This is a genomic window from Streptomyces sp. NPDC047117, from assembly GCF_040643545.1.
Lineage (GTDB): Bacteria > Actinomycetota > Actinomycetes > Streptomycetales > Streptomycetaceae > Streptomyces.
This window is the reverse complement of record NZ_JBEYUN010000003.1, coordinates 525,120-547,971: the sequence shown is the minus strand read 5'-3', so window position 1 is coordinate 547,971 and position 22,852 is coordinate 525,120. Positions and strand designations below refer to the sequence as shown.

16 protein-coding genes and 2 pseudogenes are annotated in these 22,852 nt (G+C 71.0%); 12 read left to right on the top strand and 6 right to left on the bottom strand.

Features of this window, described 5'->3' with window-relative positions; translation table 11 throughout:
* The first annotated feature begins 16 nt into the window (after positions 1 to 16).
* Entirely contained in the window at positions 17 to 1,954 is a 1,938-nt protein-coding gene (locus ABZ840_RS08540) for an AfsR/SARP family transcriptional regulator (RefSeq protein WP_361555313.1), read from the top strand.
* A 154-nt stretch (positions 1,955 to 2,108) separates the two neighbouring features.
* On the opposite strand, the pseudogene ABZ840_RS08535 reads toward ABZ840_RS08540, so the two are convergent.
* A pseudogene (locus ABZ840_RS08535) lies at positions 2,109 to 2,449 on the bottom strand (transcriptional regulator); the annotation flags it as partial.
* A gap of 1 nt (position 2,450) precedes the next feature.
* A pseudogene (locus ABZ840_RS08530) lies at positions 2,451 to 3,041 on the bottom strand (IS5 family transposase); the annotation flags it as partial.
* A gap of 357 nt (positions 3,042 to 3,398) precedes the next feature.
* On the opposite strand from ABZ840_RS08530, the gene ABZ840_RS08525 reads away from it, so the two are divergent.
* From ABZ840_RS08525 to ABZ840_RS08505, 5 genes are all read left to right on the top strand, one after another.
* Complete coding sequence (locus ABZ840_RS08525) at positions 3,399 to 3,653, top strand: hypothetical protein (RefSeq protein WP_361555310.1); 255 nt, start codon at positions 3,399 to 3,401, stop codon at positions 3,651 to 3,653.
* Positions 3,654 to 3,931: 278 nt separating this feature from the next.
* Entirely contained in the window at positions 3,932 to 6,064 is a 2,133-nt protein-coding gene (locus ABZ840_RS08520; protein ID WP_361555307.1) for an AAA family ATPase, read from the top strand.
* Positions 6,065 to 7,221: 1,157 nt separating this feature from the next.
* A complete protein-coding gene (locus ABZ840_RS08515) occupies positions 7,222 to 7,500 on the top strand; it encodes a hypothetical protein (protein WP_361555304.1) in 279 nt (92 codons plus the stop codon).
* 365 nt (positions 7,501 to 7,865) lie between these two features.
* Positions 7,866 to 8,627, top strand: a complete 762-nt coding sequence (locus tag ABZ840_RS08510) for a GAF domain-containing protein (protein ID WP_361555301.1) — start codon at positions 7,866 to 7,868, stop codon at positions 8,625 to 8,627.
* Positions 8,628 to 8,811: 184 nt separating this feature from the next.
* On the top strand, positions 8,812 to 10,893 hold the full coding sequence (locus tag ABZ840_RS08505) for an NB-ARC domain-containing protein (RefSeq protein WP_361555298.1): 2,082 nt from the start codon (positions 8,812 to 8,814) through the stop codon (positions 10,891 to 10,893).
* 145 nt (positions 10,894 to 11,038) lie between these two features.
* Here ABZ840_RS08505 and ABZ840_RS08500 read toward each other — a convergent pair whose 3' ends face one another.
* Together ABZ840_RS08500 and ABZ840_RS08495 are read right to left on the bottom strand one after the other, a co-directional pair.
* On the bottom strand, positions 11,039 to 11,263 hold the full coding sequence (locus ABZ840_RS08500; RefSeq protein ID WP_361555295.1) for a hypothetical protein: 225 nt from the start codon (positions 11,261 to 11,263) through the stop codon (positions 11,039 to 11,041).
* A gap of 379 nt (positions 11,264 to 11,642) precedes the next feature.
* Entirely contained in the window at positions 11,643 to 12,329 is a 687-nt protein-coding gene (locus tag ABZ840_RS08495; RefSeq protein ID WP_361555292.1) for a GAF and ANTAR domain-containing protein, read from the bottom strand.
* Positions 12,330 to 12,901: 572 nt separating this feature from the next.
* On the opposite strand from ABZ840_RS08495, the gene ABZ840_RS08490 reads away from it, so the two are divergent.
* The 4 genes from ABZ840_RS08490 to ABZ840_RS08475 all read left to right on the top strand — a co-directional run bounded on the left by ABZ840_RS08490 (position 12,902) and on the right by ABZ840_RS08475 (position 18,500).
* Entirely contained in the window at positions 12,902 to 15,019 is a 2,118-nt protein-coding gene (locus ABZ840_RS08490) for an AAA family ATPase (protein WP_361555289.1), read from the top strand.
* 529 nt (positions 15,020 to 15,548) lie between these two features.
* The gene (locus ABZ840_RS08485) at positions 15,549 to 16,460 is read left to right on the top strand and encodes an SDR family oxidoreductase (protein WP_361555286.1); all 912 of its coding nucleotides are present in this window, start codon (positions 15,549 to 15,551) and stop codon (positions 16,458 to 16,460) included.
* Positions 16,461 to 17,066: 606 nt separating this feature from the next.
* On the top strand, positions 17,067 to 17,873 hold the full coding sequence (locus ABZ840_RS08480) for an SAM-dependent methyltransferase (protein WP_361555283.1): 807 nt from the start codon (positions 17,067 to 17,069) through the stop codon (positions 17,871 to 17,873).
* Positions 17,874 to 18,320: 447 nt separating this feature from the next.
* Positions 18,321 to 18,500: a hypothetical protein gene (locus ABZ840_RS08475; protein WP_361555280.1), complete on the top strand. Its 180-nt coding sequence runs from the start codon at positions 18,321 to 18,323 to the stop codon at positions 18,498 to 18,500.
* 346 nt (positions 18,501 to 18,846) lie between these two features.
* Here the strand turns inward: ABZ840_RS08475 and ABZ840_RS08470 are convergent, their stop codons facing one another.
* A complete protein-coding gene (locus ABZ840_RS08470) occupies positions 18,847 to 19,959 on the bottom strand; it encodes an alkene reductase (protein ID WP_361555277.1) in 1,113 nt (370 codons plus the stop codon).
* A 68-nt stretch (positions 19,960 to 20,027) separates the two neighbouring features.
* On the opposite strand from ABZ840_RS08470, the gene ABZ840_RS08465 reads away from it, so the two are divergent.
* Entirely contained in the window at positions 20,028 to 20,384 is a 357-nt protein-coding gene (locus ABZ840_RS08465; RefSeq protein ID WP_361555274.1) for a MerR family transcriptional regulator, read from the top strand.
* Between the two features lie 304 nt (positions 20,385 to 20,688).
* Here ABZ840_RS08465 and ABZ840_RS08460 read toward each other — a convergent pair whose 3' ends face one another.
* Positions 20,689 to 21,411: a DUF4232 domain-containing protein gene (locus ABZ840_RS08460; RefSeq protein ID WP_361555271.1), complete on the bottom strand. Its 723-nt coding sequence runs from the start codon at positions 21,409 to 21,411 to the stop codon at positions 20,689 to 20,691.
* Positions 21,412 to 22,063: 652 nt separating this feature from the next.
* Between ABZ840_RS08460 and ABZ840_RS08455 the strand changes: the two genes are divergently transcribed.
* Complete coding sequence (locus ABZ840_RS08455; RefSeq protein WP_361555268.1) at positions 22,064 to 22,198, top strand: hypothetical protein; 135 nt, start codon at positions 22,064 to 22,066, stop codon at positions 22,196 to 22,198.
* The last annotated feature ends 654 nt before the right edge of the window (positions 22,199 to 22,852 follow it).

Below are 22,852 nucleotides of genomic sequence, written 5' to 3'. Positions count from 1 at the left end.
ACGGAAAATGGAGGGCATGCGAATCGACGTACTCGGTGCCGTGCGGGCCCTCCGTGACGACGGCACCCCGGTCGACCTGGGCGGACCCCGCCACCGTGAGGTACTCGCCCGGCTCGTCGCCGCCGGGGGGCGGATGGTCCCCACCGACACCCTCGTGGACGACCTGTGGGCCGAGCCGCCGGTGCGGGCCGTGGGTGCGTTGCGTACGTTCGTCGCCGCGCTGCGCCGCGCCATCGAACCCGGCCGGCCGCCCCGCACCCCGCCGCGCGTCCTCGTCACGGAAGGCCCCGGCTACGCGCTGCGCCTGCCGCGCGACACCGTGGACGTCCACCGGTTCGAGGACGCCCTGGCCCGCGCCCGGCGTACACCCGATGCGCTGACCGGCCTCGACGCGGCCCTCGCGGCCTGGCGCGGCCCCGCCTACGCCGACGTGACCGGCTCCGCGTGGGCCCAGCGTGAACGGACCCGGCTGGAGGAGCTGAGGCTGGAGGGGGTGGAACTGCGCGCCCGTCTCCTCCTCGACTCCGGTTCAGGAGCGGAGCTGGTCGCCGAACTGGGCGCCCACGTCACCGAACACCCCTGGCGTGAGCCGGCCTGGGGGCTGCTGGCCCGCGCACTGCACCGGGCGGACCGTCAGGCGGACGCGCTGGCCACACTCCGCCGCGCCCGCACGATGCTTGTGGACCAGCTCGGGCTCGACCTGGGTGCCGGCCTCCGGCGCCTGGAGACGGACATTCTCCGCGGAGCCACGACGCTCCAGCCCCCGCGGACCGTGTGGACCGCCGGCGTACGACTCGGCCCGCGCACCACCGTGGAGCTGGCGCGCACCCTGGCCCTGGCGGGTGGTGACGCCCTCGTCCACTCGCGGCGCGACCGCCTCGCCGCCGTTCAGGCAGCGGAGCGCACCGGAGACATCGCCCTGACCGCCCGCGTCATCGGCGCCTACGACGTGCCCGCCCTCTGGAGCCGGGCCGACGATGCCGAACAGTCCCGCGCCGTCGTCGCGGCGGCCGAGCGTACGCTCACCGCGCTCGGCACCGACGGCCCCGCCGAACTGCGCGCCCGCCTGCTGGCCACCGTCGCGGTCGAGAGCCGCAGCGCCGATCTGTCCGCCGTCGAACGGAGGCGCGCCGGGCAGGCGGCGCGCGAGGCCGAGGCGCTGGCCCGGGAGCTGAGCGATCCCGCTCTGCTGGTGTTCGCCCTCAACGGCGTGTTTCTGCAGTCCTTCACCCGGCCCGGGCTCGCGACGGCACGGGACGTGATCGGGGCCGAGATCCTCGACCTGGCCACCCGGCACGAGCTGCCGGACTTCGTCGTGCTCGGCCGGCTCATCCGCCTGCAATCCGCCTCCGCTCTCGGCGACCTCGGCGCCGCGACCGCACACGCCGAGGCAGCCGAGCAGCTCGCCGTCAGCACCGAGGCCCTGCTCGTCCCCGTCCTCACCGGCTGGTTCCGGGCCCGGACCACGGCCGCCCGCAGTACCGAACCGGGCGGGCCGACCGCCGCCACGGCCGCGGCGCACTACCGCGCCGCCGAAGACGCACTCGCCGAAACAGCGGGAATGCCGGGGCTGCACCGGGGCCTGTTCGCCCTCGCCCTCCTGGGCCTACGTCTCCTGCACGACCGTCCCGCACCCACCGATCCCGCCCTCGACTGGGGCCCCTACCGCCCCTGGACGCACCCCTTGGTGCTGCTTGCCCGCAACCGGTACGAAGAGGCCCGTACCGCCCTGACCATGGCGCCCGAACCGCCCCTTGATCACATGCAGGAGGCACTCTGGTGCCTTACCGCCCATGCCGCCGCCCGCCTCGGCGAGCGCCCGGTCGCCGCCCGCGCGGCAATGGCCCTGCGCGCCGCCCGCACCGAACACGCCGGCGGGGCGAGCGGGATGCTGACGCTGGGGCCGGTGGCGCGGTACCTGGCGGAGGCGGAGGCATGCGCCGACAACAGATGACCGACATCGTCCGCGGCCCCGCTCCCCCACCTGCCCGTCCCCCCTTGACCGGGCAACGGGCCCCCGGGCAGGCCCAGCCATATGTGCCGAAGTGAGGCAATGGGCCGTTCCGATCGATGCCGAGCCGAGGTCGGCGCTTCGGTACGCCGACTCGGTCCAGCCCCACCGCGTGCGGCAGCAGGCACTCCTCATCAGAGAGCAGCGCCACGTCGCGGACCACTGGTACGCCTCCTCGTCCAGGAAGCCGCCCTTCCAGCCCTGGGCGACCGGGTGCTTGGAGGTGGCCTCCGGCGGGGCCGAGTCGACCGGGGCGGTCAGCGCGCCGGGATTCGTCCCCGACACCCACGCCCCGGTCGCGTCGTCCTTCACCGGGCGGGTCGGCGGCCGCAGCGCCGTCATCAGCTCCAGGCCGGAGACGACGGTGGAGCCGCGCGGGGTCAGCACGCGCTGGGCGTAGGTGCGCAGCACGCGGGCGAGTTCGGTCGGCGAGAGGTCAGCGGGAGGAGTACGCACGATCCGCCAGGACAGCCGTCGGCCGGCTCCGGGGCCTTCCGGGCCGATCCGAGAAACCTGGATCTTGGCCATGACAGTCTCGAAGGCCGGTGCATCGCCAGCCTGGCCCGCGGTGAGATGCAGGACCAGCGGCCGTGCCCGGCTGTCGCTGACCAGGTGGATTTTGGTACTCAGTGCGCCGCGGGATCGTCCGAGTGCATGACCGGCAGCTTCGGACCGGTCCTGTGCCCCTTTCTCGGGCGCCGGCAGCATGCTGATGGGCCCGGCAGACGGTGGATTCCACCGACACGGTCCACCCCACGTCGTCTTCGGCATCCGCAGTGGCCGGCACCGCAGCGAAGATCCGTTCCCACGTGCCGTCCACAGCCCACCTGATCAGGCGCTTGTGAGCGGTCTGGAAGGAGCCGAGCCCCGCTGGCAGGTCACGCCACGGCGAGCAGGTGCGGTACTTCCACGCGATAGCCTCCAGGGTGCGGCGGTGATCGGCCCACCGTCGCCCACGGACCGGATCAGCCGGCATCAGCGGCTCGATCCGGTTCCACATCGCATCGATGATCACCCATCGGACAGACACATCCGATCAACTGACCAGCCCATCAAAGAGACACGCTCCAGCCGTACCGGGGGAGCACAAGGCCGCAGCTTGGATGTCCGGGAGCGTGGCCGCTCCAGAGTGCGGGACATAGCCCGACGCCCGATCCGCCGCGCCTCGCTACACCGAGCCCGACCAGGCGCACTCCTGGGAGCGGATGACGCTCTACCGGGCCACAGATGCCTCCGACACGATGGAGATGGCCTCCCTGCTGATCGCCGCGTACTGCCAGCGCACCGGCATGCCCAGGGGACGCTGGACGCCTACCTCCAGGTCAGCGAGCGGCACAGTCGGGCGTCCGGGCCCCGGAAGCCGGAGCGGCATGAGGTCGCGGGCCTGTTGGGCGATCCCGCTCCCGACAGCGACGACCGCTGCGCGCGGTCGCGGCACGCGCGGGGCCGGCGGCGTGCCGAGGAAGCGCTGACGCCGGAGACGGATCCGCAGAAGCTGCTCACCGAGGCGTGCCTGCACGGGCTGATGGCCAAGCTGTGCGACGACGTCGACGCCCTGGACAGCTACCTCCCACCCCGCATCGCTCAGATGGCCCGCAAGGTCGCCGACGCTCTCGAAGTACCGCAGCCGGCCCCCGCGTAAGCGCTTGTGTCCAGCCCCTTGAGTGGTGACTGGCTGTGACTGGTGGTCGTCCGGTCAGATGCGTCGTATCCGGCCCGCGAGGCGCCCAAAGGGGAGCCGCCAGGGGAGCAGGTCGGTCGTTGTGCATGAGGCGTATGGGTCCGGTCATTACCCGTACTGCCACGGTCCACTTCCAGCGATTTAGAACACCTTCCGTCTGGTCAGCATGCGGCGTGGCAGGGGGCGGCAGACTGTGGCCCTGTCCCTGCGCGGGCGATGCGGGACGGGGAAGGACGTTCGTGACCATTGAGCAGCGCCGGGTGGGCAACTTGCCGGCGGCGAGGACGGGGATGGTGGGCCGCCGCACGGAGCTGGCGGAGATACGGCGGCTGTTCGCGGGGGCGGCGCGGCTGGTGACCCTCACGGGCGTTGGCGGGGTGGGCAAGACCCGGCTGGCGCTGGAGGCCGCGGCCGAGCTGCAGCCCACGTTCCGGGACGGCGTGTGGCTGGTGGAACTGTCGCCGCTGGGCCAGGGCGCGCTGCTGGCGCACACCATCGCCGAGGCGCTGCCGCTGGCCGACCAGACCACCCGTCCGATGGTCGACGTGCTGGCCGACTATCTCGCCGAGCGGGAGCTGCTGCTGGTTCTGGACACCTGCGAGCACCTGACCGACGCCTGTGCACTGACCGTCCAGGAGCTGATGCGGGCCGCGCCGGGTCTGCGCATCCTGGCCACCAGCCGCCGTCCCCTGGACGCCGCTGACGAGGAGGTGTTCACGGTCGAGCCACTGCCGGTCCCGGAGACCGACGATCCGGCGTCCGCGCAGGCGGATGCGGTGGTGCTACTGGCCGAACGCGCCGCCCAGAGCGTCCCCGGCTTCGCGGTCTCCGACGCAAGCCGGGCCGAGCTGGTCCGGCTGAGCCGCCGTCTGGACGGGCTGCCGCTGGCCATCGAGCTGGCCGCAGCACGCCTGGGTGAGATGTCGGTTGGGGAGCTGACCGATCGCCTGGACGACCGGTTCACCGTTCTGGGGGAGACCGACGAGGTGGTAGCCGGGACAGAGCCGCCCTGGCACCAGGCCCTGCGTACCGCGATCGGCTGGAGCCACCAGCTGTGCAGCCCGGCCGAACGGCTGCTGTGGGCGCGCCTGTCGGTCTTCGCCGGGACCTTCGACGCCGAGGCGGCCCGGCAGGTGTGCACAGACGCGCGTCTGGCTGCCGAGCACATCCCCGGCCTGCTGGCGGACCTGGTCGACACGTCGATCCTGATCTGGCAGCCCACCGGTGGCGGGGAGCGGTACCGGATGCTGGACACCCTGCGCGAATACGGTGCCGGCTGGCTCCGCGGCCTGGGCGAGGAGGACGAGCTCTACCGCCGGCACCGGGACTACTACCAGGTTCTGGCCCACCGGGCGGATACCGCGTGGATGGGACCGGATCAGACCGCTTGGCACGAGCGGACCGTCACCGAGCACGCCAACCTTCGCGCCGCGCTCGATTTGTGCCTCGCCGAAGAGGACGGACACGCCGCGCTGAAGTTGAGCGGGGAGCTGTGGTTCCTCTGGTTCGCCTGCGGTTTCAGCAAGGAGGGCCGTCATTATCTGGACCGAGCCCTGGCCCTGGCCCCGGCCGCCGGACCAGCCCATGCCAAAGCCCTGTGGGCCAGCGGCCTCATCGCCATCGTCCAGGGGGACGCTGAGACCCTCGGCCGCGTCGCCGGCACCTTCCGAACGGCCGCGACCGGGGAGACCGACGAGTCGGCACCGGCCGCTGCCGCCTATCTGGAAGGCGCCAACTTCACGATGAACGGCCAGATGACGCGGACGGCCGAAGTGCTGGACGCGGCACCTCGCCCCCTGCCTGCCAGCGGGCGCTATCAGGCAGGGTGGTTCCTGGCACGAACCATCCGGGCCTTCGCCCACGTCCACCTCGGGCAGTTCGCCGATGCCGCGGCCGTCGCCGACGACCTGCGTGCCGAGTGCGCCCGGCACGGCGAGACCTGGGCCCACGCCTGGGGCCACTACATGCGCGCCCTCGCCGCGCTCGGACTGGGGCGCACCGACGAGGCCGCGGACCATGCCCGCACCGCCCTCGATGGCAAGCGCCGCCTGCACGACAGCCTCGGCATCGCCTTGGTCGTCGATCTGCTCGCCTCCGTGGCCGTCGCCTCCGGGCATGCCGAGCGGGCTGCCTGGCTCCTCGGCAGCGCCGAGCAGATCTGGTACACCCTCGGCGTCCCGCAGGTGGGCCAGCCCGAACTCGTAGCCGCCCGAAAGAAATGCGAGGCGCAGGCTCGCCGTCTCATCGGGAACGACGCCTACGAGACCGCGTTCGATGCAGGCCACCACACCGCCCTCGACACCTGCATCGCCTATGCCCTCAGTTCTTCCGGTGTACCCCCACAGCCTCCCTCGCCTACTCCGGCCAACTGATGACAGAGCTCTGTCGCCCCGGTCGCCAATACAGCCTGGTGGCTCGCAGTTCCTTCCCGTACCGACCATCGCCCCGATCGCACGAACCCAACGATCCTCTTGCAGACCACCTGAACCATCGGACAGCGGCTAAGAGGTCGTTCTCCCCCGTTGTTTCATCTCGTGATGCGCTTCGTGTTTCGTAATGGCGGGTCGCGCCAGGAGACGGTCCTCTCGCCAGTGATCAGGCACGCAAGGGAGCAATTCATCGTGTGCGCGGAGGGGTTAAGGGCACGACGGCCACCCGCCTCCGGTCGGCACGTCCGAGCAGATCATCCGGGAGCCGGCACGGCGTCCCAGCGGTGGAATACAGCCGTCGGCCGGCGACGCTGTCCCTCTTCCTCGGTGAGGACAGCAACGAGCGCCTGGCGGTCGACGAGCGGGGCGATGGCATCGAGGGCCAAGCGCTGCAGTTCGTTGTTCGTTGGGGTCCGAGGCTTCGACTTCCCACTGGACGGGCTGGTCTACGTCGAAGCCGTGGGTGCGGGCGGAGGCGGGCCAGCGGGGGTCGTCCTTCTTGCCCTCCGCCTAGCTCTCCACGATCTCGCGCGCCCGGTCCACGATCACCGGCCACCGGACCCTGCCGCCCATGAGATACATGTACCGCTCCCCCGGCTCCGGCGACAGCCGTGCGGGCCCCCGGGCTCTGATGGACGGATTCGAGCACGCCGTCAAAAGTCGCGTGAGTCAGGCAAAGGCTTGATATGCCAGCTCCCACCGAGTCCGGACGGCGGGAAGGTCCTTCCAGACGCCACCGTCTCCTGGGGGGAACTCGCCATGTTCCGGTCCGCCGCTGTAGCCGCCTTGGCCACCGCCGCCCTGGCCATGATGCCCGGCGCGCCCGCGTCCGCCGCCCGTCAGGTCCCCGTCGCCGGCCAGGCCGGCCGTGCGGACGCTGCCGGTCGGGCCCGGCCCGCAACGGCACTACACCATCCAGCCCCAGCCCGCGCCCGGCACCTGCCACTACCGCCACACGCAGCATGGTCAGCCGCTGCCCGACGCCCGTTGCACCCCGGGGCCACCAGCCCGGCCGCCGCCCGGGCCAACCTCGCCCGGACCATCTGCCACCCCGGCTGCACCCACACCACCCGCCCACCCCAGTCCGTCACCGGCCCGGAATGGCCGCCAACATCCGCTCCTACCACTACACCGGGCTCCGCGGCGGCGCCGAATACGACCACCTGGTCAGCCTGGAGCTCGGCGGCGACCCCAACGACCCCCGCAACGTGTGGGTCGAGCCCCCTCCCCCGGCAGCGGCGTCCACAACCCCAAAGACGACATCGAAGGCCGCCTTCACAAAGCCAGCCGTCTGCACCCGCCAGGTCACCCTGGCCGCCGCCCAAGAGGCCATCGCCACCGACTGGACCACCGCCCTCACCCGTCTACACCTGCACTGACCCGAACCCGAGCGCCGACAGGTGGTGCCGGCGACCGGCTCGCCCGGTCGACGTGCTGACACGGGCCGTGGCAGCGAGCACCAGCCCGCCCGACATTCCACGGCAATGCCCGGCCCACTGCGGCCGACGTCGTCCAGCGTGACGTCGGCGTCGTCCTCGGCGGGCGGCGCGGGCCGAGGTGGACGGGCCAAGCGGTCTTCACATGGCGGCCAGTTCCGTCCAACTCCTCCGGCGGCACCGGCCCCGCGGCTACGGTGGGGTATCTACGACGCACGACGTGCGGACCATGCAGCGTCTTGCCACCAGCGATCTCGGGCAGGTCAAACATGTCGTGGTCGGTACCCGCGCACCATGCGCGTTTCAGTGTGACTACCTCCGGTCAACGCACCGTCATCCGCATCGCGGGCGAACTGGACAGGCTTTCCGTGCCGGCCCTGCTGCGCCGGCTGCCCGGCCCCCAGGACTGCTCCGCGCAGGTCGTGCTGGATTTGAGCCGGGTGACGTTCTGCGGGCTGGCCGGCCTGGACCTGCTTCTTGAGCTGCACCACCGCATGACGGGCGCGGCCCGTGCATTCGTGGTGGGGGCGGCGAACGGCACGGTGTTGCGCACCGTCCGGCTCAGCCGGGACCCCGTGGCCGCGCAGCTCCTGCGGACGTGTGCGGCCGAGCATCGCACCGAGCACTCTCCCCACCACGCTGTCTTGCTCGAGGCGCTGGCCTTCGCTCAGCGGATTACCGGCGCCCCGCTGGGCAACGCCCAGGCCTACGACCCTGCGACCGGGGCGCTGCGCATCGTCAGGCAGCGTGGCTTCGCCCGGCCCTTTCTCAGCTTCTTCGAGACGGTGAGCGACCGCGAAAGCACCTGCGGCGTGGCCGCCCAGGACCGGTGCCCCATCTACGTCGAGGAGGTGACCTCCTCGCCCCTCTACCTAGGCACCGCGTCGCTGGACGTGCTCTGCGATGTACCTGTCGGCTCCGTGGCCTCCCTGCCCATCCTGGGCCCGGCGGGCGTCTTGATAGGGGTCATCTCCGTGCATCGCCACCGGTCGAGCCGGTGGAGCGAGGACCACCGCCGCACGCTCGGCGCCCTCGCCCGCTCGGCCGGCCAGCTCTTCCCTCCCAGCTGATCTCGATCCGTCGGAGGGCTTGCGGATCGGTGGGGGCTCGCCGCCGGCTCGCGACGAGGCTTCCCGCCGCCTCTAAGCGATCCGCTTCTGGCAATCGGTGGCCCCGCCGCGGAGAGAATGCGGCAGGGTTGCCCAACTTTCACGTCTTCGCCGTCATCCGGTCATGCTCGGCTGACGGAGGAAGATGCTATGGAGGATGGGCAGCCTACCGGTACCTCGTACGCGTCTGATTGGACGCGCGACTGAACTGACACATGTGGCGGGCCTCGTGCGCCGGTCGTCCCGGCTGGTAACGCTGACCGGGGTCGGCGGCGTGGGAAAGACCCGCCTGGCACAGGCGGTCGCAGAAGCTGTGCAGGGGCAGTTCCGGGACGGGGCCTGGTTCGTTGAACTGTCGCCGCTGAGGCACGGTGCGCTGGTGGCGCATGTCATCGCCGAGACGCTGCCGCTGGCCGACCAGACGACCCGGCCGATGATCGACGTGGTGGCCGAGTACCTGGCCGAGCGGGAGACGCTGCTGGTGCTGGACACCTGCGAGCACCTCGCCGACGCCTGTGCGCTGGCGGCGGAGGTGCTGCTGCGGGCCGCGCCGGGCCTGCGGATCCTGGCCACGAGCCGGCGTCCACTGAATCTGGTGGGCGAGGAGATGGTCGTGCTCGACCCGCTGCCGGTGCCCGAGGAGGGCGACCTGCTGGGGGGCGAGGAGGATGCGGTGGCGCTGCTGGCCGAGCGCGCCGCGGAGGCCATGCCGGGCTTCACTGTCACCGACACCAACCGGCCGGAGCTCGTACGGTTGTGCCGCCGCCTGGAAGGGCTGCCGCTGGCGATCGAGCTGGCCGCGGCCCGGCTGCGCGAGCTGAGCATGACCGAGCTGGCGGAGAAGCTCGAGGACCGGTTCGGCGTGCTGGGCAACGACCGCGAGGCGGTGCCGGACGCCGACCCGCCGTGGCATCAGGCGTTGCGTACCGCGATCGGATGGAGCCACCAGCTGTGCGCACCGGGGGAACGGCTGCTGTGGGCGCGGCTTTCGGTGTTCGCGGGAAGCTTCGACGCCGAGACGGCGCGTCAGGTGTGCGCGGACGAATGGCTGCCCGTGGACAAGCTGCTGGGGCTGTTGGACGGACTGGTCGAGAAGTCGATCCTGACCTGGCAGCCCACGGGCGACGGCGAGCGCTACGGCATGCTGGACACCATCCGCGAATTCGGCAGCCACTGGCTGCGCGCGCTGGGCGAGGAGGACCTGCTGCGGTGCCGCCACCTGGACTACTACCTGGCGTTGGCCCAACGGGGAGACAGCGCCTGGCTGGGACCGGACCAGTACGCCTGGTGCGGCCGGCTGGCGGCAGAGCTGGACAACGTGCGTGCCGCCCTGGAGTTCTCTTTGGACCGGCCAAGAGGGCAGGCCGCCATGGAGCTGGCCGGGGCACTGTGGTTCTTCTGGCACTGCTGCGGGTTCGCCAGGGAGGGATTGCACTACCTGGAGCGAGCCCTGGCCCTGGACACCGAACCGAGCCGGGCGCGTGCCCGGGCGCTGTGGGTCTGCTCTCTGGTCCTGTCGACCCTGGGAGATGGGCGGACAGCCGAGGCCCGGGCCACCGAAGGCGCCGACATGGCCAAGCATCTGGGCGACACCCAGGCGGCGGACTTGGCGCGGGCTATGGTCGCCCTCGCCGTGGTGATCAGTGGCGACACCCAGCGTGCGAAGGTCCTGGCGCTCCCCCTGTTCGACGGTCACCGATGCGAGGGCGGGCTGGCCTATCCTGTCCTGGCGTCCGCCTTGTTCCTCGGCCACGCGCACACCCTGGAGCAGGAGATCGAGGAGGCTGTCGCCGTTCTTGAGCATCTGCGCGACGATTGCGAGCGGTACGGCGAGGTATGGATGCGGGCCTACGCCGAGTATCTGCTCGCTCGGGCCGAGCTGTCCCGCGGACACAACACCGCGGCACAACACCGCGGCCAAGCCGTCCTTGAGGTCAAGCAGAGGCTGAACGACCGCTTGGGCGTGGCCATGTGCCTGGATGTGATCGCCGCCGCCACGGCCGCCGCAGGCCTCGGCGAGCGCGCCGCCCGCCTGCTCGGCATGGCCCAGCAGCTGTGGGACACGCTGGGCCAGCCGCAGCTCGGGCTGCCCGACTGGGTCGCCGCACGCGAACGGTGCGAGACACAGGCCCGCACAGCCATCGGCGACCGCAGCTACGAGGCTGCCTATCAGGCAGGACGCGCGGTCCCGTGGGAGGCGGGGATGGCTTACGCCCGCAGCCACTAGCCACCGCACCCGCGGAAGGGACAAAACCGTGCGTGCAGGCGGAGACAGACCAGCGGGCCTCCCGCGGCACAGACGGACGAAAGGGAAGGCAGTCGGGTCAGGCAGGTGGGGCGTCAGAAGTTGTACGGCTTCGTCGTGCTCCAGTTCAGCACGAAGTCACCCAACACGGCTTGGCACCCTCATTCGACGCGGTGACCAGCAGATGGTCGCCCTGCTGCCCGGCGCACCGGTGCACTGCGGTCAGCAGCAACTCATCACCCCGGCACTGCTGAGCCCCGGCGGCCTGGCCCTTGCTCGCGGCCTCCTCCGACCCGCCCGAAGCGGCCTCCGAGCGCACGTCTTCCTTGGTGCCGCCAGTTGCCTGCTCCACGCCACCCTTGCTCTCCCCGTGGGAGATGGACCGGCTCTGCGCCGCGCCGGCGGTGCTGTCGCCGCCCGCCGCCTACGAGCCGTCGTCGGAACCGCCGCAGGCCGTCAGGCCCAGCGCCAGCGCAGCGGTGACGGCGGCCAGAGTGGCGGTACGAGTCCGGGCAGTACGCATGTCAGGATCCCCCTGCTCGTTGTGCGGGACCTTCTGCGTCGTTCCCGCGGTGTGAACACCGCCTTTCCCAGAGCCACTGACCTTCCGGAAACGCCTCACTCACGTCCCGCAAACGGAACTTGGTGCGCAAGGCTGGGTTCGGCGGCGTTCCCCTGAGGCCCGGCCCGGCTCAGACCCCTCCGCTTCGGCCAAATAGCCCCTGGAGAGGTCAGGACAGGGCGCCTTGTTGGCAGACTCGGAGGGCTACCTCGCGGAGTTTGGTGTTGGTCTCCTGCGAGTAGCGGCGCAGCACGTCGAAGGCTTCGTCCTGGTTGAGGTGGTGGCTGGCCATGAGGATGCCCATGGCCTCGCCGATGGTGTGGCGGGTGGCGACGGCTTGTTCCATCTGGGCGTGGGTACGGGCGGTGGAGAAGGCGATCGCCGCGTGGGAGGCCAGCAGCCACCCGGCGGTCTCGCTGTCCGAGGTGAACGCGCCGGGTTTGCGGGAGTAGAGGTTCAGCGCGCCGAGGTTCTCGTCGTCGGTGAACAGCAGGAAGCCCATCATGCTGCCCACGCCCAGGGCACGGGCCTGAGGGGCGTAGGCGGGCCAGCGATGGTGTTCGGTGGTGACGTCGGCGATACGGAAGACGCTTTCCTTCTGCGTGTGGGCGGCGTCGAAGCAGGGGCCTTCGCCGAGCTGCTGCTGCAGTTGGTCACTGTCGATGACGAGAGGGTGGGTGGGGGCGAGGGTTTCCACATTTCTCGCGTGCAGGACGAGGATGCCGGCCGCGTCGCAGCCGTCGACCAATTCGGTGGCCGATTCCGTGATCCGCTCCAGCGTCGCGGACACCGAGTCCTGCGCCAGCAGGTCCCGCGCCATCGACGCCATCTGCTGCGCGAACTGCGTCCAGTCCACAGTGTCCTCCAGTGTTCGCGGGGCCTGGACAAGCCTCGTGCCCAGCCTTGCACGCAAGCATCGCTGCGCAAGAAGCCCCGCCCGGATCAGCCATCGGTTCTGTGTGATGGCGGTGTTGGGCATGGAAGTTTTACCCGTGCTCGGCGGTTGGCCGCATCGCAGCTGCCGGGCAGGGTTGGGTGACCGGCCGATCGTGTGAGAGGAGGGCGAAGACCACGAAGTGGGCCGGGTGCTGCTCGGCCAGGCGTGGGGCGAGCCGCGCAGGGAAGCCGTCCCACTTCGCTCCGCCGCCCACCCGGCTGCCAGGACGAGGTGTCGACGGGCTGGGCGAGCGTCGGCTCCTTCGGTAGTGGCGGCATGACCGATACCTACCACGCGAGGCACACAGTGCGGCAGAGACCGTCATCTGATCCGCCGTGGTCCTTTGCGATCCGCGATACGGCCGTTTCTGGCATTTGACGGCAACAGTTACGCAGCGTGGCGAGCTGGTGCAGGCTGCCTCCCGAGGCACGCGGTGGTCGCGTGGGACCGGGCCGAGGAGGGCAGTCGTTGTGGCGGAGGAGGAGCGGCGGGTGGGGAATCTGACGGAGCCGCGGACGGGGACGGTCGACCGCGGGGCGGAGCTGGCGGAGATCGAGCGACTGTTCGAGGGGTCCTCGCGCGAGGGGCCCGCGCGGCTGGTGACGCTGACCGGGGTCGGCGGGGTGGGGAAGACCCGGGTGGCGCTGAACGCCGCCACCGCACTCCAGTCCCGCTTCCGGGACGGGGCCTGGCTGGTGGAGCTCTCGCCGCTGCGCCAGGGCGCCCTGCTGGCGCACGTCATCGCCGAAGCCCTGCCGCTGGCCGACCAGACCACCCGCCCGATGATCGATGTGGTGGCGGAGTACCTGGCCGAGCGGGACCTGCTGCTGGTGCTGGACACCTGCGAGCACCTGACCGATGCCTGCGCGCTCGCCGCCGAGGTGCTGCTGAGGGCGGCGCCCGGCTTGCGGATCCTGGCCACCAGCCGCCGCACCCTGGACGTGGTGGGTGAACAGGTCCTCACCATCGAGCCGCTGCCCGTGCCCGAGGCCGACGATGCGCGGGCGGGCACGGCGGATGCGGTGGTGCTGCTGACCCTGCGCGCCAGGGAGGCGGTGCCCGGTTTCACGGTGACCGATGACGACCGCGCGGAGCTGGTCCGGCTGTGCCGCCGGCTGGACGGACTGCCCCTGGCGATCGAACTGGCCGCGGCCCGCCTGCGCGACCTGCCGGTACGGGAACTGACCGCCCGGCTGGACGACCGCTTCGCCGTCCTGGGCGACACCGACGACGTCGCCACCGACGCCGAACCCCCCTGGCACCAGGCCCTGCGCACCGCGATCGGCTGGAGCCACCAGCTGTGCACCCCAGCCGAACGGCTGCTGTGGGCCCGGCTGTCGGTCTTCGCCGGCAGCTTCGACGCCGAAACCGCCCTGCAGGTCTGCGCCGATGCCCACCTCCCGGCCCGGCAGATCCCGGCCGTGCTGGGCACACTGCGGGAGAAGTCGATCCTCATCTGGCAGCCCACCGGGGGCGGCGAGCGCTACCGGATGCTGGACACCCTCCGCGAGTACGGCGCCCACTGGCTGCGCGGCATCGGCGAGGACGAGCTGCTGCGCCGCCGCCACCGGGACCACTACCTGACCCTGGCCCACCGGGGCGACGCCGCCTGGATCGGGCCCGACCAGTTCACCTGGTACGACCGGATGACCGCCGAGCACGACAACCTCCGCGCCGCGCTGGAGTACAGCCTGACCGAACCCGAGGGCCAATCCGAGGGCCACATCGCGCTGGAGATGGCCTCGGCGCTGTGGTTCTTCTGGCAGGAATGCGGGTTCGTCAGGGAGGGCCGGCACTACCTGGACCAAGCCCTGGCCGCCGACACCGCCCCCTCGCCGGCCCGGGTGAAGGCCCTGTACGCCAGCGGTCTGGTGCTGCTCTACCTGGGCGATCCCCCCGCCCTGAAGGAACGGGCCGCCGAGTGCACCGCTCTGGCCGCACACTTCGGCGACACGGAGCGGATTTACGCGGCCGCCACCGCGCTGCGGGCGTCGGTAATGAGCGGCGACCTGGAGCAGGCGATGTCCCGGGCCGAGGCCCTGCTCGCCACGGACTGGCGCGAAAGAACACTCACCTTGATTCCCCTGTCGGCCTTGGTCCTCCTCACCCACTCGCTCGTCACCGTGGGACGCTTCGAGGAAGCCTTCGCCTGGCTGGACGAGCTGAGCGCCGCCGGCGAGCGCAGCGGCGAGCGCAGCATGTGCGCCTGGGGCGACTTCGTCCGCGCCGAGGCCGAGCTGGCCCTGGGCCGGTTCCCGGAGGCCCACGAGCACGCCCGGGCCGCGCTGCTGGTCAAACACCGGCTGCGCGACGGCGTGGGCACCGGCTTGGCCCTGGAAGCGCTGGCCCGCGCCGCCAGCGCCACGGGCCGGCACCGGGACGCCGCGTGGCTGCTCGGCCTGGCCATGCAGCTGTGGGAGACACTCGGTCGGCCACAGCCGGGCTCACCCGCGGTGAACGCCGCCCGCCAAGTCTGCGAACGCCGGACCCGCGAAGCCCTCGGCGAGGACGCCTACCGGCGCGCCTTCGACGCCGGCTGCGCCACCGACCTGGACACCGGCATCGCCCACGCCCTCGACCCCGCCGCCGCGCAGCCGCCCCTCCCATAGCCGCCACCGGCAAAGAACTCGCCGTACCGCCGGACAGCCCACTCCTGGCCCGCACCCTGCGCAGAGCCGGCGAACGAGTTTGACCGTCTTCCACCAGCCGGTAGCGCCGTTGTAGGTGCCCTGGCTTTCGTTGCTGCGTTCCGGTTGTTCCGGTTCGATGAAGCGGTTTCTGGCGACGTTCTGCATCCTGACGCAGCCGGCGCTGACGTCCTTCAGCGTCCACCGGTGGTGGCCCTCGTGCTTACAGAGCTGTTCGCGCCACGCTTGCACCATTCAGTTACTCCCCCAGCCCCCTTGCGCCCAAGCGCCGGCCTTTTCACGCCGGCCTGTTCAAGTTGCGGGCCGGGCCCTTGCAAGGTGCGCACGGTGGGCCGCACCGCCCGGGCCGACGCGCGAAGGGCCGCGCGTCGCGAGGTCCAAAAATGCCGTCCGCGCCTACCGTGAGCAACGGCGGCCGTGAACAGCGCAGCGCACGTCAACAAGCGTGCGGGCGAGCCTATGTACCCGGCGGCCGGAGAGGAGTCGTTCCATGGAAGCCGAGGTGAGCGCGCTGCACGGCAGGACCGCTGTCGTGACCGGAGCGGCCCGGGGCCTGGGCGCGGCAATGGCCAGGAAACTGGCCGACCGCGGCGCCAAAGTGGCTCTGCTGGGCCGCGAGGAGCAGACACTGGCCGAGGTCCGGGACTCACTGCCGGGCGAGTCCCGGTGCTGGGAGGTCGACGTCACCGATGACGCCGCCATGGCCCGGGTGGCCGCCGAGGTCGGCGAGTGGTTCGGGCCCCCTTCCGTGGTCGTGGCCAACGCCGGCCTGGCGGAAGGCGGGCCCTTCGTGGAGTCCGACCCCGCGTCCTGGCGACGGGTGATCGAGGTGAACCTCATCGGCAGCGCCGTCACCGCCCGTGCCTTCCTCCCGGCGCTGCTCCACACTCGCGGATACTTCCTGCAGGTCGCCTCGCTGGCGTCCATCGGCGCGGCACCCATGATGAGTGCCTACTGCGCCTCGAAGGCCGGCGTGGAATCCTTCGCCCACTCACTGCGCGCGGAACTCGCCCACCAGCACGTGGGCGTCGGCATCGCCTACATCAACTGGACCGACACCGACATGATCCGCGATGCCGACGAGCACGCGGTCCTCCGCGAACTGCGCGCTCACATGCCAAAGCCCGCGCGCAAGGTGTACCCCGTCGCGTATGTCGCCGGTCGGCTGGTGGCCGCGATCGAACGGCGGCGACCGTCCGTCTACGTACCTTCCTGGCTGCGGGCGACCCAACTGGTACGGGCCGCCATGCCCCCCGTCGTCACCACGCTGTCCCGGCACGAACTGCCGCGTCTGGCCGCCGCCGAGCCGTTCGAAGCCACCGGCCTCCTCGGCGCGGGCGGCCACGCCGACAGCGCCGAGGCAGCAGGCGGCGATACGAACGGCCCGGGCGCCGACCGCTGAGGGAAGCGTGCCGCGCAGGCAGCACAGCTCAGCCGGGCGGCTCGAAGCTTTCTAAAACCGGCCATGTACGGGCGTCGCAGTGCCGCGGCAGCCCGCACCGCCGCGGCCACGGCCACGGCCACGGCCACGGCCACGAGCATGCTGCCCACTCCACACCCCGAGAGGTGAAGAGCCGATCGCGCTCCACGGATACCTTCTTCTCGGCCGGCGCACCGACCACGGCGATGGTGCGCTGCCTGCGCGACTGTGGCGTTGAGACATCCTGTACTGGTGGGTGCGGTGGAAGCCCGCGGGCAGTGAGAAGCCGAGCCGTCAGCGAAGACCGACCCGCCCCCTACGAGAAGCCGGCACAGGTACACGCGTCTGTTGTGCCGGATCGGCACAGCCGCTACGTGCCGACTTCGTGCTCATCCGCCGGTACTTGCCCCGCGATTCTTCTGCGCGGGGGCTGAACTTGCGTGCGACTCAACGCCGTTAGAGTGCTTGTCAGCCGCGTTCCCGGTGCGTGGTGCACTGGGACGGCCACCCTGCACGGGGGCTCCCGACCCAGGGCGCCCTCGCGCCGTTCGGCGCCGGTTGGCCGACCTCCTCTTGAAAGGCTGCACAATGAACGACCACGGCTTCCTCGCTGAGGAGATCGACACGAGCACCCCGCATCCGGCCCGGATGTACGACTACTACCTCGGCGGACGGGACAACTACGAGTCCGACCGCAAGGCAGCGGACCGGGTCATGGAACTTCTGCCTGATGCGGAGGCCCAGGCCCGTGGCAACCGGGCCTTCATGCACCGCGCAGTACGCCAGGTGGTGTCCGACGGCATCCGACAGATCATCGACATCGGGACCGGCATCCCCACCTCCCCCAACACTCACGAAGTCGCCCGACAGATCGCACAGGACGTGCGAGTCGCCTACGTCGACAACGACCCCATCGTCGCCACCTACGCCGGGGCGAAACTGACGAACGCCGACCGCACCGGCTTCGCCCTGGCCGACTTGCGCCGGCCCAGGGCGATCCTCGAACACCCCGTGATCCGCCAATTGATCGACTTCGACCAGCCGGTCGCCGTGATGCTGGTCGCCGTTCTTCACTTCGTCAGCGATGAGGAGGACCCGGCCGGCATCGTGGCCACGTTGACCGAGGCCCTCCCCCGGGGCAGTCATCTCATCCTCAGCCACGCCACCGCCGACTTCCGCACCGAGGGAATCGAGGACGCTGCCGCCGTCTACCGGAGCGCCACGGCACAGATCACCCTGCGTCGCCGCGCCCAGTTGCTGTCCTTCCTCGAGGGCTACCAGCTGCTCGATCCCGGCCTGGTGCAGGCTTCCGCCTGGCGACCGGAGCACTCGCTCGCGGCCGACGCGGGGCAGCACCCGATCGTCGCCTACGGAGCAGTAGGCCGTAAGGGCTGACCCAGCGCCGTGACGACGCCCTCACCTGCGCCCTCGCCCCAAGGCGCGGCGTTCTGGCACGGTCGGCGGTCCTTCTCGGCAGTGGCTTCGCGGCGCTGGGCTGCTCTGCGGGTGCCGACCTCAGGCCCCGAGGGGACCATCACGTCGGCGAAGGCCAAGAATGCCCGGGCCCACGTTGCCCGTCGGCTCCCCGCGCCAACCAGCCCCGCCACGCCCCGGCGAGTCGGTCCGCAGCGTTCACACCACTTCTCGATCTCTTCGGCCTGTCAGGTTCTCTCCCGGCTCTGCGTCATTCAGCCGGTGCGCATCAAGGCCGCCGAAGAGAACACTGCCGTCGTTGCCCTCCAGTGCACGGCAGCCGCCACTCCTTGGCAGGGCCAGATGCCGCGGCGCGGACGAGGACGCAGAGCCTCCGCACGGAAGCGGCGGCCAAGCCAACGAACGGCGGTGGAGGATGGCGGAAAGTTCTACGTGGCCACCACCGCCGGCCCCGAGCTGTGGGCGGAGGCCGAGCTCGGCGAGGCCGACGGCCTCCCGCCGGGCATACGGCTGATGCGCACCCTTCCCCACGAAGCCGACCCCTCGCCGCAGGCGCACGCCTCACCGGCATGGGTGCAGGGGGACTGACGGTACTTCGTGACCTTCAGCCCGGACGGGAGCAGCACCGTGACCACTGGCGCCGATGATTCTGCGCGCCTGTGGGACCTCAACACGGATCGGGCCGCAGCCGAAAGTTGCGCCCTGGGCCGCACGAACCGCTGAAGGGGCCTCATGTCGACACTGGAGGAGGGCTCCCTTTGTGGCGGACTCCCTTTGCAGCGGAAGGATGCGCCCATGAGTGGAACGGGTGGGCTGGTCATGTGGCTGTGCAGTGTGTTCGTCAGCCTGAAGTGATGTGAGGCGGCCTCGCAGAGCTGTCGTGCGCACTTGAGGACACATCGGAGCTGTGGGGCCCTGCAGGTGCGGTGGATGCCTATGCCGCGCGGGCGGCAAACTGCTTCGCGTGCTGTTGCCCGAGCGTCGGGTAGTCGGTGTAGCCCTGTGCACCGTGGGTGTAGAGGTGCTCCATGTCGATCGGTGTCGCGAGCGGATCGTTGACGGCGATGCGTGCGGGCAGGTCGGGGTGGGTGAGGAAGGCGCGTCCGTAGGAGATCAGGTCTGCGTGGTCCTGTGCGAGCACGCGTTCTCCCTGTTGCTGAGTGGTGGGGGCGTGGTTTTCGCCGACGTTGGCGATGAGGGTGCCGTTCCACCGGGGGCGCAGGTCTGCCAGGGCCGGGTAGTGGTCGTTGTCGGTGAGGTGGAGGTACGCCAGGCCGAGCGGGTTAAGCGCCTCGATCAGCGCACGGTAGGCGGGGGCCGGGGCGTGCTCGGTCATCCCGAACTGCGGGTTGCCCGGGGAGAGTCGAAGCCCGAGCCGAGGTGCTCCGATGGCGTCGGCGACTGCGGTGACCAGTTCGATGGCGAACCGGGTCTTGTCGCGCCCGTACGCGTCGTCGCGGCGGTTGGTGTTGTCGGCGAGGAACTGGTGGATGAGGTAGCTGTTGGCGCCGTGGAGCTCCACGCCGTCGAAGCCTGCCCGTAGCGCGTTGCGGGCGGCGCTGACGTGATCGTCGATCGCGGTGCGGATGTCCTGCGCGGTCATTTCGCGCGGCAGGGGTGCCTCGGCCTTGCCGTCCTTGACGTGGACGGGGCCGGGGACCGGAACGGCGGAGGGGCCGGCCGGGAGGTCGCCGAGCAGCCGCGAGCGCGGGTGTCCCTGGCGGCCGCCGTGCATGAGCTGCGCGAAGATGCGTCCGCCGCGCGCATGCACGGCCTCGGTCACCGCACGCCAGCCGACTACGTGGGCCTCGGTCTCCAGGCCCGGGATGCGCCAGCCACTCTGGCCCCGGCGGTGTGGCCAAATGCCCTCGGTGATCAGGAGGCCGGCTTCCGCGCGCTGCGCGTAGTACTCCGCGACCACCGGGAGCGGTGTCCCGTCCTCGTGCGCGCGGAAGCGGGTCATAGGGGCCATGACGAGGCGGTTGGGGAGGGAGAGACTTTTCGAGGAGTAGGGGGTGAGGAGAGGAGAGGGGGCTGTGTTCGTCATGCGGGAACCATAGGATCTGACACCGGTGTCAGGTTCAACCCTTGATCAGGTGAGGGACTGGGGGATTCATGAAGATCGGTGAACTGTCCCGGCGTACGGGCGTGAGCGTACGCTCCCTGCGCTACTACGAGCAGAAGTGCATGCTGGCCTCGGAGCGCACGGCTGGAGGGCACCGGGAGTACCCGGAGGCGGCTGTGGACCGCGTGATCCTCATCCAGCAGCTGTTGGCCGCCGGGCTGTGCGGCGAGAAGATCGCAAGTCTTCTGCCCTGCATGCGAGACCACGACGGGGGCCCGGCGCAGACGGCCACGCCGTGGCTGGTCGAGCAGCTGACGGCAGAGCGTGCCCGGGTCGACCGCTCGATCAAGGACCTGCTGTACACACGCGAGATCCTGGACGAGGTCATCGCCACAGCAGCAGGCTGAGGGGAAGGCCAGTACGTTCCACCGGCCGGTGAGCGCGGGTGCTGCTCCACCCGCCCGTGGGAGCGGCACTCGCCTCTACGAGGGACGCGGTTGCCTGCATGCACCACGAACCTCGTTCCACATGGCGTTGTGGCAGGCAGCGCGGAAAGCGGGAGTCAGGACAGGCGACCGGCGGGGGTCTCGGTGTCATCCTGCCGGGCCTCCCAAGGGCTGCGGCCCCAGCGGCGGGCGAATCCCGACAACCTCTACCAGGCGCTTGTAGGTGGACTCCTCCTTGACCAGCGCACCAGCGGAGACCGGCGCGTCACTCCGTCGTGGCGACCGGGCCGACGAAGGTCCCCGGGCGGGTGGCGCCCGACTGATCCAGCAGCGCACCGCCGTACGGCCAGTCCAGCACGATGTTCCCGCGCTCGTTCGGCGGCGTGATCACTACCTGGTTCGGTGCGAACTTCCGGTCATCCTCGCGGGTCGACGCCAGAAAGGTGATGTCGAAGACGGCCTTCCCACCGGCATCCAGCCGCACGGATTCCGGCTCCTTGTTGCTGCGCTTGAGGTCCCAGGTGTCACCGTGAGCAGTCTGGAGCTGGACGCCGGGGAAGCCGGCCATGGTGCACCCGGTCGTGCCGGTGTTCGTCAGCACCACCCGGGCAGTCTGCTGCCCGTCGTAGTCCATGTCCGGCCCGCCCTCGAAGGTCGACCACACGGCCTTGAGGTGGCCGCTGGTGCACCCGCGCGCCAACGAGGAGCCCTCGGAGGCGCTGCCCGCCTTGGCCTCGACCGCCTTGCCGGAGTCGCCGGTGGAGCCGCCGGAGGAACCGCGCGAGTCGATGGTGGGCGTACCACCCGGATTCGGATCGACGGTGGGTGTGCCGCCCGGGTGGACGGGCGTGGCGACCGGGGACGGGCCGCCCTTGGCACCGGTTGTGGTGTCACCGCCGCCACAGGCGGTGAGCGAGAACGCCGCAGCGGCGATCAGCGAAGCCGCCGCGACGGTGCGGGCCCGGCGAACAACAATCTTGCGCGACATGAATACCCCTTGGGTGGTTGGAGTGCGCCCGAAACGCGGTGCCTTCCGCGTCCTGCCCACCACCCTGTTCGCCGCCGCTGATGATCGACTAATCCCTCACTAACGCGTCCCCGGGGCGTCCCCGGGCGCGGCTTCACCTCGGCGCGACATGCAGCGGGGAAGAGACAGTAGGAGAGAGCCAGGCATGCTCCGGGAAAGGGCGGGGACCCGAGTGGAGAGAGGGCGTCCGGGGCGATGCCGGTGCCACGCCCCCGGCGGGCGTCCTACTCTCGGAAGTGCCACGCGACGCGCACGCCGTAACAGCGCCGGCGGGCTCGCCGCACTTCGAAGGCTCCCGGTCCCCGAGCCGACCGCCCCATAGGGACGCTGGAGCCGCATCGCCGCCCGATACAGCTCCAGCCACCGTCCTCGCGGTTGTTCGAGACGGGGCACGTCCGCCCCGTGCCGCGCGGGACGCACCGCGCGAGGCATCGGCGGGGCGCCTTACGCCTCGCGCCCGCGGCCGTCGCCCACTGGGTGGCGGCCGCCCGGCGGGCAACTCACCCGCCTTTGGAAAAGGCAGAGGCTGCCTTCCGGTTCCGGCCCTTCAAGCCTGCCACTCGCAGCCGACGGGCGATACCGCTGCTGCCGGTCGGCCTGCCCCAAGGGCTCCATGACAGAGCCCGGCGCCCCGTCCTTGTACGACTTCGGCATGACCGTCACCCCGGAGCAGCAGTACATCTTCGCCGGCGACCCCGAGCACGGCCCCCGCTGGCCGGCCGCAATGCCTTGGCGCGCCGTCGCCTGAAGGCCGCGGTCCGAGCGGCATCTCGTCGGGGTGCTCGTCGTAGTAGGGCAACAGCCGGGTGCCGTGGTCGTTGAACCTGGGGATCGCACGCAGGCGTCGGAACAGCCGCTTGCGGGAAACGCCATGAGACCAGCTCCTCGGTGCGGGGTGTGGCGGCCGCCCACGCGCAGTGGGCGCGCCGACTCGCCGTGCGTCCGTGGGTCGGCTTGCCGGCGGTACAGGCCGCCGGGACACGTCCCCGCGATGCGGCACGGCGGGCGTTCACCATGCGCCGGTCGGCGGGAGGCTGCGGTGTCATGCGGGCCTCCGCACGGTCTCGGTGGCCAGTGCGCGCGACCGGGTGCGCATCGGTTCGGGAAGTGGGACGTGCTCGAGTCCGCCCGGACGTGGTCGCCGCCGGCCGCCCCACCACCCGCCGGGCACTCTTCACGGAGACCGGAGCACTCCTCCAAGCGCACCCGGGTGACGCTCCCGAATGTGGCGGCGATGTCACGAGCGTCCGCCCGCCCTCCGTTCAGCAATCCCTGGCCGTGTTTTCGCGCACCGTGCCCGTGTTCACCCCGCCCGTTACCCGGGCGGGGAGTGATCACGCTTAGATTGGTGGCAACGGCCTCGCCCACCGGCTGGGGTCGACATACGTGTACTCGGAAGGAT

What these genes read in the sequence shown, in the direction of transcription:
- ABZ840_RS08460 (WP_361555271.1), bottom strand. Translation starts at nt 21,411, where the DNA reads ATGTCGCGCAAGATTGTTGTTCGCCGGGCCCGCACCGTCGCGGCGGCT.
- ABZ840_RS08480 (WP_361555283.1), top strand. Translation starts at nt 17,067, where the DNA reads ATGAACGACCACGGCTTCCTCGCTGAGGAGATCGACACGAGCACCCCG.
- ABZ840_RS08485 (WP_361555286.1), top strand. Translation starts at nt 15,549, where the DNA reads ATGGAAGCCGAGGTGAGCGCGCTGCACGGCAGGACCGCTGTCGTGACC.
- ABZ840_RS08470 (WP_361555277.1), bottom strand. Translation starts at nt 19,959, where the DNA reads ATGACGAACACAGCCCCCTCTCCTCTCCTCACCCCCTACTCCTCGAAA.
- ABZ840_RS08505 (WP_361555298.1), top strand. Translation starts at nt 8,812, where the DNA reads ATGCTATGGAGGATGGGCAGCCTACCGGTACCTCGTACGCGTCTGATT.
- ABZ840_RS08455 (WP_361555268.1), top strand. Translation starts at nt 22,064, where the DNA reads ATGACAGAGCCCGGCGCCCCGTCCTTGTACGACTTCGGCATGACCGTC.
- ABZ840_RS08540 (WP_361555313.1), top strand. Translation starts at nt 17, where the DNA reads ATGCGAATCGACGTACTCGGTGCCGTGCGGGCCCTCCGTGACGACGGC.
- ABZ840_RS08515 (WP_361555304.1), top strand. Translation starts at nt 7,222, where the DNA reads ATGGCCGCCAACATCCGCTCCTACCACTACACCGGGCTCCGCGGCGGC.
- ABZ840_RS08465 (WP_361555274.1), top strand. Translation starts at nt 20,028, where the DNA reads ATGAAGATCGGTGAACTGTCCCGGCGTACGGGCGTGAGCGTACGCTCC.